Source organism: Fictibacillus sp. B-59209, from assembly GCF_036216745.1.
GTDB classification, from domain to species: domain Bacteria; phylum Bacillota; class Bacilli; order Bacillales; family Fictibacillaceae; genus Fictibacillus_C; species Fictibacillus_C marinisediminis.
On sequence record NZ_JARMMC010000019.1, the window covers coordinates 79,092 to 92,272 of the forward strand.

General features: G+C 45.7%; 14 protein-coding genes. 13 read left to right on the forward strand and 1 reads right to left on the reverse strand.

Annotated features, from left to right (window positions below; all coding sequences use genetic code 11):
• The first annotated feature begins 93 nt into the window (after positions 1 to 93).
• The 12 genes from P4361_RS16285 (at position 94) to P4361_RS16340 (ending at position 11,118) form a co-directional block, all read left to right on the forward strand.
• On the forward strand, positions 94 to 1,713 hold the full coding sequence (locus P4361_RS16285; protein WP_328090097.1) for a long-chain fatty acid--CoA ligase: 1,620 nt from the start codon (positions 94 to 96) through the stop codon (positions 1,711 to 1,713).
• Between the two features lie 97 nt (positions 1,714 to 1,810).
• Complete coding sequence (locus P4361_RS16290; RefSeq protein ID WP_053354223.1) at positions 1,811 to 2,380, forward strand: TetR/AcrR family transcriptional regulator; 570 nt, start codon at positions 1,811 to 1,813, stop codon at positions 2,378 to 2,380.
• A gap of 24 nt (positions 2,381 to 2,404) precedes the next feature.
• Positions 2,405 to 3,289, forward strand: coding sequence for a 3-hydroxyacyl-CoA dehydrogenase family protein (locus P4361_RS16295; protein WP_328090098.1), 885 nt, complete (start codon positions 2,405 to 2,407; stop codon positions 3,287 to 3,289).
• Entirely contained in the window at positions 3,289 to 4,068 is a 780-nt protein-coding gene (locus P4361_RS16300; protein WP_062232250.1) for an enoyl-CoA hydratase, read from the forward strand. Before P4361_RS16295 ends, P4361_RS16300 begins: the two co-directional genes overlap by 1 nt.
• A 29-nt stretch (positions 4,069 to 4,097) precedes the next feature.
• Positions 4,098 to 4,517, forward strand: a complete 420-nt coding sequence (locus P4361_RS16305; protein WP_265410529.1) for an acyl-CoA thioesterase — start codon at positions 4,098 to 4,100, stop codon at positions 4,515 to 4,517.
• 27 nt (positions 4,518 to 4,544) lie between these two features.
• Positions 4,545 to 5,603, forward strand: a complete 1,059-nt coding sequence (locus P4361_RS16310) for a phosphotransferase family protein (protein WP_328090099.1) — start codon at positions 4,545 to 4,547, stop codon at positions 5,601 to 5,603.
• Between the two features lie 9 nt (positions 5,604 to 5,612).
• Positions 5,613 to 6,365 (forward strand): 2-phosphosulfolactate phosphatase, encoded by a 753-nt coding sequence (locus tag P4361_RS16315; protein ID WP_328090100.1) that lies wholly within the window; start codon positions 5,613 to 5,615, stop codon positions 6,363 to 6,365.
• A 23-nt stretch (positions 6,366 to 6,388) separates the two neighbouring features.
• On the forward strand, positions 6,389 to 8,164 hold the full coding sequence (locus P4361_RS16320; protein ID WP_328090101.1) for an acyl-CoA dehydrogenase family protein: 1,776 nt from the start codon (positions 6,389 to 6,391) through the stop codon (positions 8,162 to 8,164).
• Positions 8,165 to 8,176: 12 nt separating this feature from the next.
• Complete coding sequence (locus P4361_RS16325) at positions 8,177 to 8,953, forward strand: SDR family NAD(P)-dependent oxidoreductase (RefSeq protein ID WP_091005815.1); 777 nt, start codon at positions 8,177 to 8,179, stop codon at positions 8,951 to 8,953.
• A gap of 18 nt (positions 8,954 to 8,971) precedes the next feature.
• The gene (locus P4361_RS16330) at positions 8,972 to 9,751 is read left to right on the forward strand and encodes an enoyl-CoA hydratase/isomerase family protein (protein WP_062232258.1); all 780 of its coding nucleotides are present in this window, start codon (positions 8,972 to 8,974) and stop codon (positions 9,749 to 9,751) included.
• 10 nt (positions 9,752 to 9,761) lie between these two features.
• A complete protein-coding gene (locus P4361_RS16335; RefSeq protein ID WP_062232259.1) occupies positions 9,762 to 10,736 on the forward strand; it encodes a quinone oxidoreductase family protein in 975 nt (324 codons plus the stop codon).
• Between the two features lie 157 nt (positions 10,737 to 10,893).
• Positions 10,894 to 11,118 carry a hypothetical protein gene (locus tag P4361_RS16340; RefSeq protein WP_328090102.1) on the forward strand — a complete coding sequence of 75 codons (225 nt, stop codon included), beginning with the start codon at positions 10,894 to 10,896 and terminating at the stop codon, positions 11,116 to 11,118.
• 54 nt (positions 11,119 to 11,172) lie between these two features.
• Here the strand turns inward: P4361_RS16340 and P4361_RS16345 are convergent, their stop codons facing one another.
• The gene (locus P4361_RS16345; protein ID WP_328090103.1) at positions 11,173 to 12,297 is read right to left on the reverse strand and encodes an FAD-binding oxidoreductase; all 1,125 of its coding nucleotides are present in this window, start codon (positions 12,295 to 12,297) and stop codon (positions 11,173 to 11,175) included.
• A 144-nt stretch (positions 12,298 to 12,441) separates the two neighbouring features.
• Between P4361_RS16345 and P4361_RS16350 the strand changes: the two genes are divergently transcribed.
• A complete protein-coding gene (locus P4361_RS16350; RefSeq protein ID WP_062232264.1) occupies positions 12,442 to 13,161 on the forward strand; it encodes a YebC/PmpR family DNA-binding transcriptional regulator in 720 nt (239 codons plus the stop codon).
• Positions 13,162 to 13,181 lie beyond the last annotated feature (20 nt).

Genomic DNA, 13,181 nt, shown 5'->3' on the forward strand with positions numbered 1-13,181 from the left:
GTTGACTTCTGTCGAGTATCATCTGATCGATAATAAAGTTTTTACCGCCAAAACAGCCATCTCATCAACTTTTAAAAATCTGGAGGGTTAATAATGAGCGAAAACAAAGTTTGGAAAAGCCATTATCCTGAAACCATTCAACCAGATATACAGATTCCTGACCTGTCCATCCCGCAGTTGCTTCACCAGACAGCAGAACGATATCCTAATTACAACGCTTTGTCCTTTTATAGCCAAAAGACCACGTACGGTGAACTGCAGAATCTCGTAAACGGTTTTGCATCCGCTTTGCAGCAGTCGGGAGTGAAAGCCGGAGACCGTGTGGCCATCATGCTGCCGAACTGTCCTCAATATGTGATTACATACTATGGAGTCCTGACTGCCGGAGCGATCGTTACCCAGGTAAATCCGATGCTCGTTGAGCGGGAACTGCAGCATATCCTCAAGGACAGCGGAGCTGAGACCATCGTCGTCTATGAACCGCTTTATGAACAGGTGAAAAAGCAACAGCATGTTTCTCCTTTAAAACGGATCATCTCGGTTAGTTTTGATGAAAACCCAAAAGATCTTTCACCTGACTGGTCTTTTTCTCAGTTTTTGCAAAGCGGCACCGGACGGATCGATCCTGCAGTGATCACTCCTGAACAGGATGTTGCGGTTTTACAATACACCGGAGGGACAACTGGACGTTCCAAAGGCGCCATGCTGACGCATAAAAATATTATCGCTAACGTCCTTCAATCACATGAGTTTTTTAAATATAACATTGAGATCGGGAAAGAAAAGTATTTAACGGTCATTCCTCTTTTCCATGTGTTTGGCATGACTTCCTGTATGAATCTCGCAATCTATACCGCATCAGAATCAATCTTGCTCCCGAGATTCGACATCAATGAGGTTCTTCAAACAATTAAAAAAGAACAACCGACCGTTTTTCCCGGTGTTCCGACGATGTATGTTGCGATCACCAACCATCCGGAAGCTGAAAACTTCGGTATAGACAGTATAAAAGTGTGCAACAGCGGAAGTGCTCCGATGCCTGTCGAACTGCTTCAGGATTTTGAGAGAAAGACAGGTTCAAAGATTCTAGAAGGCTACGGATTATCAGAAGCCTCACCGACCACACATTGCAATCCGATGTTTTCTGAACAAAAAGAAGGGAGCGTAGGCATTGGTCTGCCGTCGACAGATTACCATATCGTGGACTTGGCAACAGGAACTGAAGACGTAAAGACAGGTGAACTTGGCGAGCTCATTATCAAGGGGCCGCAAGTCATGAAGGGTTATTGGAACATGCCGGAGGAGACAGAACATACCCTTCGCAACGGCTGGCTCTACACCGGAGATATAGCCAAGATGGATGATGACGGTTATGTCTTCATCATGGATCGCAAGAAGGATCTTATTATCGCGAGCGGCTACAACATCTATCCAAGGGAAGTAGAAGAAGTGCTGTATGAATTTCCATCCGTTCAGGAGGCCGTTGTGATTGGTGTACCTGATGCTTACAGAGGAGAGGATGTGAAGGCTATCGTCGTATTAAAAGCAGGGAAAACCGCGACAGAGGATGAGATTATTTACTATTGCAAACAAAATTTATCTGCGTATAAGATCCCGCATATCATCGAGTTTCGCGAGCAGCTGCCAAAGACGAATGTCGGTAAAATTCTGCGCAGAGCTTTGCGGGAAGAAGCAAGAATAAAGACAAGGTAGGGACAATTTTATAGATTCATTGAGAAAAAAAGAAAAGGAGAGAAAGAGAATGATATAATTTTGCCTGAAATTGATTAAAGAATGCGAGGACACAGACATGAAGGAAAAAATTACGGAATGCAGCATCCGTTTATTTGAGAAAAAGGGATTCAGTGAAACATCCATACAGGATATTGTTGATGCTCTCGGCGTAACAAAAGGGACTTTTTATTATTATTTTGCAAGCAAAGAAGAACTGCTGATGAACATTCACAACAGATATATTGATGAACTATTAAACCAGCAGGAACGAATCATCTCTGATGAAACGAAATCAAGCAAAGAAAAGCTGTTTGAGATTGTTTATGCGTTAATCGGCAACATCAGACAGGCCGGAGCCAGTGCAAAAGTGTTCTTCAGGGAAATCAAAAACCTGAACGAAGAGCGCCTCTCCCTGATTATTCCTAAACGGGACCGTTTCCGCTTTAACCTGGAGCAGTTGATCCATGACGGCATTGAAAACGGTGAATTTCGTTCTGACCTGAACGAATCCATCGTTACGTTTGGAATTCTTGGCGCAGCTAACTGGAGCTATCAATGGTTCAATCCGGATGGAATGATGTCAGAAAGAGAAGTAGCCGAAATATTTGTAGAAATGATTCTAAATGGCATAGCACATAGAAATTGATACTAAATAACGGGAGGCTATACGATGAAAGCAGAAGATGTACAGCAGATTACTGTATTAGGTGCAGGCCAAATGGGACATCAGATCGCCATGCTGTGCGCGCTTGGCGGATTTGAAACTGTCATACAGGACGTGCAGGAACTGGCGCTTTCCAAAGCAGAGAGCAAACTCAATGCCATTATGGACAAATGGGTAACTAAAGGAAAGCTTTCTGACGATCAGAAAGAAGCGGCTTTTCAGCGCCTTCGTTTCACAACAAGCTTTGAAGATGCGGTCAGAAATACCGATTTTGTGATTGAAGCTGTTGTGGAAAAACTGGATGTGAAGCGAGAAGTGTTTACGAAGCTTGAGCAGTTGGCGCCTGAGCATACCATTTTTGCAACCAACAGTTCAACAATCGTCAATAGTCTGATTGCTTCAGAGACAAACCGTGCGGAGAAGGTAGTTAACATGCATTTCTTTTTCCCGCCTCTCGTGATGGATTGTGTGGAAGTGGTGATGAGTGACCAAACATCCGAAGAAACGGCTCAGCTGACGATGGAGATTTGCAAGCGGATCAACCGTACCGCAGTTCTGCTTAAAAAAGAGATTTCGGGTTTTATTGCCAACCGTATTTTGGGTGCGCTGCAGAAAGAAGCCGTTTACCTGTATGAACAAGGAATCGCTGACTATAAAGACATCGATATCATCTGCCGTAAAGCATTGAACCACCCGATCGGACCATTTGAACTTATGGACTTATCCGGCATCGATGTCGGCTACTATGTCATGGAACAGCGCTATAAAGAGACGGGCGATCCAGAAGACAAGCCGTTTGCCTGCATTGAAGAGAAGGTGAAGCAAGGCCATTTAGGGAGAAAAACCGGCAAAGGCTGGTACAACTATGAAACTGAAGGAGTGAAACTATAATGGGAAAATATCTTGAGGTAGTAAAAGACCATCATCTCGCTGTCATTACGATAAACAATCCGCCGCTGAATGTATTGAGCAGAGCCGTATTCCAGGAGCTTGATGATACGTTCATGGAGTTGGAACATGACCGGGAAACGGTAGCTGTTGTACTAACGGGAGAGGGAGAAAAAGCATTCGTTGCTGGAGCCGACATTAAAGAGTTTCCTCAGATGATGGGGAACCCTGATATGAGGGCACAAGTGATGGAGGTCCATTATATCCTAAACCGAATTGATTCTTTTCCAAAGCCTACGATCGCTGTCCTGAACGGCTTGACACTCGGAGGCGGCTGCGAACTTGCCCTTTCATGCGATATGAGGATTGCGGAGGAACACAGCCAGATCGGATTGCCTGAAGTTACCCTCGGATTATTTCCTGGCGGGGGAGGAACACAGCGTCTTCCCCGCTTAGTGGGAGAAGCGAAAGCAAAAGAAATGATGTTTACAGGGGAACCGATTTCAGCAGCCGCAGCTGAACGAATCGGACTGGTCAATAAGGTAGTTCCTTCCGGTGAAGGACTGGTCAGTGCCAAACAGTTGGCAAGTAAAATCACGCGCCACTCGCTTCAGGCTCTATCACGAATTAAACAATCGGTTGATGTAGGCATTAACAAATCCTTGAATGAAGGCATCGAAGTGGAAGCTTCTCTGTTTCAGGAAGTGTTCCAAACGGAAGATATTAAAGAGGGCGTTCAGGCATTTTTTGAAAAAAGAAAACCAGCCTTTCAGCATCGTTGATCGGTAAGAGGCAGAAAGTGAGGAAAGACATGCATGAAATTGAACTTACGGTACGGTTCTGTGAAACGGATGCCCTGGGCCACATTAACAACACGAGTTATTTTATTTATCTGGAAGAAGCGAGGGTCCGCTGCTTTGAAACCCTCGGCCTTGAAATGAACACGAACGAATGGAGCTTTATTCTTGCTTCCACAAAATGTGACTTCATGGCACAAGGTTATTTTAACGAAAGACTAGTGGTGCGGACCGGGGTATCAAAAATCGGAACAAAAAGCTTTACATTGGAACACGATATCTATAAAGCAGAAACCGAGGAGTTAGTTGCGAGAGGGAATGCAGTCATTGTGTATTTTGACTTTAAAACACAGCAGACTGCTCATATACCAGAATTTCTGCGCGACGCATTGAAAGAGAATCTAGTATTGCAGACTCAAGAGTCAGAATCTTGAAATAAATGAATCGAGGAGGAGGAAGACATGAGTAAGGATACGATAGCCGTTCGCCAGGGAGAAGAACTGGATCTTGCTGCTCTTGAGCGTTTCCTTAGGCATTCTATGGATGAATTGCCGGAAGAGACGCTGGAAATCCTGCAGTTCTCCGGTGGCCATTCCAATTTGACGTATCAGCTCAAAATGGGAGAATGGGAAGCCGTTCTGCGGAGGCCGCCGATTGGCCCCGTTGCGCCAAAAGCCCACGATATGGAGCGGGAATTCCGTATTCTGTCTGAGATTCATGAAATGTTCCCGCCTGCTCCAAAGCCTCTTCTTTTTTCAAAAGGAGAGGAGATCGTTGGCCGACCGTTTTTCTTGATGGAAAGAAAACATGGAATCGTAGTTGATATCTCTTTTCCGAAGGGAGTCCAGGTGAATCGGCATCTATGCGGCCAGATTTCCAGTGAGATGGTGAATCAGCTTGTCCAGCTGCATGCCATTGACTACAAAAAAACAGGATTATCTGAAATCAGCAAGCCTGATGGGTTCATGGAACGGCAGGTGCATGGATGGATATCCAGATATGATCGTTCGAAAACCGATGATATACCGGAAGTGAAGCATTTGACCACATGGCTTGCGGACCATATCCCAACACAGCAGCCCGCTTCCATGATCCATTATGATTACAAGCTCAATAACAGTATGTTTGATCAGCGCTTGAACCACATGACAGGATTGTTTGACTGGGAGATGAGTACGGTTGGAGACCCTCTCGCCGATCTTGGAGTCGCCATGGGATACTGGATTGAAGCCGATGATCCCGATCTTTTGAAAACGGGACTGGGAAAACCGCCTGTAACCACTATGGAAGGTTTTTTTACGAGGGAACAGTTTATAGAGGAATATGCTAAAAAAAGCGGTAGAGACGTTAGCGCAATCAATTTTTACTTAACGTTCGCCTATTTCAAACTAGCTGTTATCTGCCAGCAAATCTATTACCGGTATAAAAAAGGGCAAACCGAGGATGCCCGCTTTTCACAATTTCATCACTTTGTCAAAAGCTTGATCCTGCATGCCTCCCATACTGCTTTTGGACAATGAGGTGAAGAGATGAAAGTCCATTTGCTTTTGAAAAAGGAAGAGATCCATTCTGAAAAGATGGCTGAAAATAACAAGATTGCCGTGGTACTTGATGTCTTGTTGGCGACCACGACCATCGTATCTGCGTTGTATCAAAGAGCAAAAGATGTAATTCCTGTGAAAGACCACAACGAAGCGCGGGAGTTATCAAAAATGTTCCAAAAGGGAGATTACCTTCTGGCCGGAGAGCTGCATGCCAAACCAATTGACGGTTTTCTATATCCGAGCCCTTTATTGCTCAGCCGCCAAGTCCAGGGAAAAACACTTATCTTATCCACGACGAACGGCACAGTGGCTCTTCGAAAAACAGCAGGGGCACAAAAAGTATATATTTCTTCTTTACTGAATAATACAGCGACTGCTAAGGCTTTGTTACATCACAATAGTTCGAGTACGATCGTTATCATCTGCTCCGGCAATTTTGGAGAGGTGAGCCTCGAGGATGTATATGGAGCAGGACATCTCATTACGGCGTTAGTTGAGCTGGGTGGAGAACCGCTGCAGCTGAGTGACGCTGCCCAAACGGCCTACTATCTGTATAAAGGAAACAGACAGAATGCTTATCAGGTTCTTCAGTCGTCCTATGTTGGAAATTTATTTGCCAGATACGGCTTATTTGACAACTTGGATTTTGCCTCTGCTGTCGATGCAGCCCCTGTTGTTGCGGTGCTGAAGGATGGGAAAGCCATCATTGAACAAGCGCACGCCCAACAGCAATCTTAAACACAGAAAGGGAGGGAATTTTCATGGCACAAACCGGTACGAGAGTGAAAGGCTCCGGATTTTTATTTTCATCCATAGATTTGGAGCACTTGTTTACCCCGGAGGATTTCACTGAAGAACATGTGATGATCAAGGCAACGGCCAGGCAATTTATTGAAAAAGAAGTCGGACCTTATCGTGAAAACATCGAGAGCCAGGATTTTAAACGGATTGTTTCTTTATTAAAAAAAGCAGGGGAGCTTGGACTTTTGGCTCACAGTATTCCTGAACAATACGGCGGGCTTGGCCTCGATAAGATCAGCAAGGGCATCGTCGGTGAGATGGTCGGCCCTTCAAGCGGATACGGCGTAGCGCATTCCAATCATACGTGTATCGCCACACTGCCAATCACCTATTTCGGTACACCAGACCAAAAGAAAAAATACCTTCCGAAAATGGCATCAGGTGAATTCCTAGGTGCCTATTGTCTGACAGAACCGAATGCCGGCTCAGATGCCTTGGCCGCGCAAACGACAGCAGTCCTGAACGAGGAAGGCACTCATTATGTTTTAAACGGTACAAAAATCTATATTACCAACGCTGTTTTTTCAGACACCTTTATCGTGTATGCCAAAGTGGATGGATCGAAATTTACAGCTTTTATTGTTGAAAAGGATTTTCCAGGCTTAGCACTTGGACCCGAAGAAAATAAAATGGGGATCAAAGGTTCATCGACCCGGTCGGTTATTCTTGAAGATTGTCTCGTACCCGTGGAAAACCTGCTTGGCGATATCGGAAAAGGCCATGTTATCGCCTTAAATGTCCTGAACCTTGGAAGATTTAATCTCGGATCCGCCACCATGGGAGCTGCAAAATACGGGTACCAGAAAGCGGTACAGTTTATTCAGGAACGTAAACAATTTAAGCAGCGGATCGCTGACTTTCCAGCTACGAAAGAAAAAATCTCCAAACTGGCTGCCCGCCTGTATGCGGCAGAATCTCTCCAGTACCGGACGGCAAGCTTAATTGAAGATGCTCTTCGAGATCTGAGTGATTCTTCTGATTTGAAAACTGTCGGAACACGGTTGAGTGAATACTCCACAGAATGTGCGATCTGTAAAGTCTATGGATCGGAAACATTGGATTATATCGCTGATGAAGCGCTTCAGCTGCATGGCGGTGCAGGATTTATAAAAGAATACGGGATTGAACAGATGTACAGAGACTCAAGGATCAACCGTATCTTTGAAGGTACGAACGAAATTAACCGGCTGCTCATTCCAACCCACCTTTTTAGAAAGGCAATAAAAGGGGAGATCGACCTTCAAACCTCTATCCAAGGTGCAGTCCGGTCCTTGCAGCAGGCGAAGGAACAAGGCACCTCCCTTATGGCTGCAGAACGGCACGCTATAGAAACCATACGCCATCTGTTCCTTCTCTCTGCAGGTATAGCCTATGAAGCATTTGGTGATGGATTGATTCAGGAACAGGAGGCTTTAATGGCACTCGCTGATTTAGCCATAAACCTTTATGCAGCTGAATCTTCTGTATTCCGTACTTTGAAAGCCGTCAAGAAAAGCGGGGCTGAAAAGGCAGCCCTCAAAACAGCCCTGACCCACACGATATTAGAAGACAGTCTGTGGGAAGCTGAAATGCTGGCACGCAAGCTTGTCCACGAACTGACGGATGGTGAGAAAACAAATCAGCTTGTATTGTTGATCACGCAATCTTGTAACTGCTGTCATCAATTTGGGAAAAGTGTCGCTAGAAACCGCATGATCGCAGAGAAACAATATGAAGCAAATACTTTTATTTGCTAAAGGAGCAGGGTTATGAAGTTCACGCACTCTATTGCCCTAATCACCGGAGCCGGCAGCGGAATAGGGCAAGCCGCTGCAATCAAACTGGCGAAAGAGGGAGCCAAAGTGATTTTAGTCGGCCGGACAAAGTCTAAACTGGAAAACACGTCGGCAGAGATCAGCAAAATTCCCAATGCTCAGGCAGCGGGAATTTTCACAGCAGATGTAACGAGTGAAAAAGAAGTTGAGGGATTGGCAGAACACGTCCAATCGCAATTTGGTGAGCTGCACGTGCTGATCAATAATGCAGGTGGCAGCTCCCAAACAAGAATCATGGAAACTGCTGCCAGTGAATGGGATCACGTACAAAGCGCCAACTTAAAGAGCGTGTTTCTCGTTTCTCGTATGCTAGGAAAAATCATGATTGATGGTGCCAAAAAAGAAACAAAACGGCAGAACCGGGCCATTGTTAATGTAGCCTCCCTTTCCGGACATCAGGCAGGTGCCCATATTCCGCATTACAGTGCTGCAAAAGCCGGTGTCATCAATTTTACGAGAGCACTTGCCTTGGAACTATCCCCTTATTGCATCCGTGTCAACTCTGTTTCTCCCGGTTTTATTGAAACACCGCTCACAGAAGAAGGCCTTGAGAATGAACAATTTGTAAGAGCCATCAAAAAAAATACCGCATTAAAAAGGGTCGGCAAGCCGGAGGAGATCGCCAATATTATATCTTTTCTAGCATCGAGTGAAGCTTCTTATATGACAGGGTCAGACGTACTAGCTGACGGCGGCTGGCTCATTATGTAATTAAAGGAGGAGAAAATAATGAATCAAGAACACCTTTTAGTAGAATTCGAGGGTCCGATAATGATCCTCACCTTAAACAGACCGGAGAGTTTAAATTCCTTCAGCGAGGAAATGATCACCGGGTTGACCGATGCATGCGCTGAAGCACAAAACCGAGAAGATATAAAAGTCATCGTGCTCAAGGGAGCTGGTCGCTCTTTCAGTGCAGGCGGTGATGTCAAAACGATGGGGCAGGCGACTTCCAATGATGTGTATCAGCATATCGGCAAACTCAACCGCTGCATCCTGGCGATGAAAGAAACGGAGATTCCGATCATTGCTGCTGTCCACGGATTTGCTGCGGGGGCCGGCTTTAACCTTGCGATGGCCTGCGACTTAATCGTCTCTGCAGAAGACAGCAAATTTGCGCTGAGTTTCTCACAGGTCGGACTGATCTCTGATGGAGGAGGCTCTTACTTCCTGCCTAAGCTCATCGGGCCTCATCTAGCAAAACAGTTCTTTTTCAGCGCCGAGCCGATTTCTGCAGAGAGACTTTACCAACTAGGAGTAATCAATTACCTGGCTCCACTTGAAAGGCTGGAGGCTGAAGTGTTCAAATTGGCTGCTAAACTGGCAAACGGTCCTGTGGCAGCCTTTGGAAAGATGAAAAAACTTATTGATGCTTCCTATCAATCTACCCTTGAAGAGATTCTTGAGCAGGAACGTTTAAACCAGACACTTATGATCTCAACAGAAGATCATCAAGAAGGCATTTCGGCGTTTAAAGAAAAAAGACAGCCCGTGTTTACCGGCAAATAGGAGGATGACGATGAAAGCAGTACGATTTAAAGAATATGGCGGACCGCAAGTGCTGGAGAATGTTGAACTCGACAAACCTGTTCCTAAAGGACATGAAGTACTGATTGAAATCCATGCTGTCGGCGTGAATTATGCAGATACGGCACGCAGAGAAGGCCAATATGTCATTCCTACACCTTTGCCATTTGTTCCAGGAGCTGAAGTCGCAGGGGTCGTTGTTGAAACAGGAGAGAAATCCGCTCACATAAAACCTGGCACAAGGGTCGTGACCTTAATTGAATCCGGTGGCTACGCAGAATATGCGCTGGCTGATGGAAGATTTGTAATACCGATTGATGACCATCTCGATTTTCAGCAGGCTGCCGCATTGCCTTTGCAGGGATTAAGCGCCTACCATATTCTTAAAACGATGGGAAGGCTTGAAGAAGGAGAAACGGTGCTCGTTCATGCGGCAGGCGGAGGAGTCGGAACGATCGCTGTCCAGCTTGCGAAGCTTTTTGGAGCCGGAAAAATCATAGCAACTGCCAGTTCTGAGGACAAGCTGGAACTTGCGCGGCAGATGGGCGCTGATGTGGCGGTCAACTATACGGAGGATGGCTGGGAAAATAAAGTTCTCGAAGCAACAGATGGCAAAGGCGTAGATGTGGCTCTAGAAATGGCAGGAGGCGATGTGTTCCATAAGACACTGAAATGTCTCGCTGTGTTTGGCAGGATTGTTGTTTATGGTGTCGCTAGCGGGGAGCCAAGCAAATTTTATCCTTCGAACCTTATGGGAAAAAATCAATCCGTGATAGGATTTTTCCTTCCGCAGATCATGAGAAGGCCTGACCTGTTAAAGCCAAGCCTTCAGGAGCTGTTTACGTATCTGGCTCAAGGCAAGCTGAAACTGACCATCGGTGAAGTTTTCCCTTTAAGAGAGGCTGCACAGGTTCATGACCTCATGCAGTCAAGAAAGACAAAAGGAAAGCTGCTGTTAAAGCCATAATAACAGAGATGAACATACAATTAAAAAAGAAAAATATGCCTCTTCATTAGTGAAGAAAGCTTCAGGAAGAAGAAAAATTGTAAGATGAGGCAGTGTCTGGACGATGAATTCAATGGTGGAAACGGTGACAGGTCCTATCTCTGTTAGACATTGATTCATGAGCATTTCATATTTGGCTATCCCGGCTAACGGAGACGTAACTCTGGGGAGATTTAATGAAGAAGAGGCACTGCTCATGGAGAATTGGACACCTGCTCATCTTTTCCTCAACATCCTGCCTGAATTAAAGGAAAGAGGAGTGACCATTATGCAATTTGAAAAAATGTTTAATGAGAATGCCAAAGGTCTTTTCAGCGGGGTGACAGAGAAAGTCATTTCTTGATAACAGCATGCGAAAATGGGCTGTCCAGAAAGTCGAAANNGGACAGCCCCTTTTTTATGATAATTGAATGGCATCTTCAACAGGATAGAGGGATAGATCAATATCCAGTTCCATTTCTAACGCCAGTTTAGCAAGCTGCTCTCCGATAAAAGGACCCATCGTTAGCCCTGAAGCACCGAGTCCGTTGGCAAACAGAATTCCTTCCCAGCCAGGCAGTTTCCCAATCACAGGCAGAAATCCTGGAGTAAATGGGCGAAAGCCTGCTCGAGCCTCGGTGAATGAGGCATCAGACAGACCCGGGGCGGTTTCTAATCCTTTATTAAATACTTCATGCAGACCTCCGGCTGTAATACGATGGTCATAGCCATCAGGATCGTTTTCATGAGTCGCCCCGATAATGATGCGGCCATCATCGAGCGCCAGCACGTATTGATCACTGGGCGGCATCACAACAGGCCAATGACTCGTGTCAGTATCACGAAACTGCAGATGAACGATCTGCGCTTTTTGATACGTTACGTTCATATGGATTCCCAATGGTTCAAACAGCGCATTCGCCCACGCCCCTGCACATACGATAACCTTGTCCCCTTCTATCGATTCGCCACCGGCTTTAACACCGGTTACTCTATTTCCGCTGAATAGGAGAGAGGCATCTTCCTTCACCAAGAGAGCTCCATTTTTTTGTGCGCCGCGAAGCAAAGCATCACGAAGAGCACGTCCATCAACCCGTGCCGCGCCGCTCACATGCACGGCACCATAGTCTACTTTTAGAGCAGGGAACAGAGCTTGAGCTGCCTCAGGAGTCAGGATTTTTATTTCTCCCATTTCAGGTGCTTCTTCTTTCCGTTTCAACGCACGTTCTTCCATCTTCCTCAGTTTTTCATGGTCATGATGCAGGCTGACGGCACCTACACGAGCATAGCCCGTTTCTGTTTCACCATCTGCTCGCAGCTGTTCAATTAAAGCCGGATAAAAGGCTGCGCCGTTTTTAGCCAGTGCATACCATGCTTTATTCCGCCTCTGAGACAGCCATGGGCAGATGATGCCTGCTGCAGCATCTGTAGCTTGCCCTTGGTGTTTCCGGTCGACAACGATGACCTCAGCACCTTTTTTGCTTAAAAGATAAGCGGCAGACGCCCCGAGGATTCCTGCACCGACGATAACATATCTTTGCATTTTTTCAGCATCCTTTACTTGGTTGATCCATTTCTATTATAACCGAATCATTGAATAGAGAAAAAAGTCCATTTTATGTATAATAAGAGGTGTTGAATGGTAAGTTGTGTTATTGAAAATGAAGTTGAAAGAGAGTGGAACATAATGGGACGTAAGTGGAACAACATTAAAGAGAAAAAAGCGTCAAAAGATGCCAATACGAGCCGCATCTACGCTAAATTCGGCCGTGAGATCTACGTGGCGGCAAAGCAGGGAGAACCTGATCCTGAATCCAACCAGGCATTAAAAGTCGTTCTTGAACGTGCAAAAACATACAGTGTGCCTAAAAATATCATCGATCGTGCCATTGAAAAGGCGAAGGGCGGATCGGATGAAACGTATGACGAGCTTCGTTACGAAGGATTCGGCCCAAATGGTTCAATGGTCATCGTTGACGCGCTAACAAATAATGTGAACCGGACGGCTGCGGATGTGCGTGCGGCCTTCACGAAAAATGGCGGGAACATGGGTGTTTCCGGCTCAGTGGCCTATATGTTTGATGCGACAGCCGTATTTGGCATCGAAGATAAAACGGAAGAGGAAGTACTGGAAATCTTAATGGAAGCGGATGTTGATGCCCGTGACATTATTGAAGAAGACGGTTCTGTCATCGTGTATGCAGAGCCTGACCAATTCCATGCTATACAAGAAGCATTCAAGAATGTCGGGATTACCGAATTTGCAGTAGCCGAGCTTACCATGCTGGCACAAAATGACCTGTCCCTTCCTGAAGATGCACAGAATCAATTTGAGAAAATGATCGATGCGATCGAAGACTTGGAAGATGTTCAGCAGGTTTACCACAACGTAGACCTTAGTGAATAAAAAGAAAAAGGGGCTGTCCA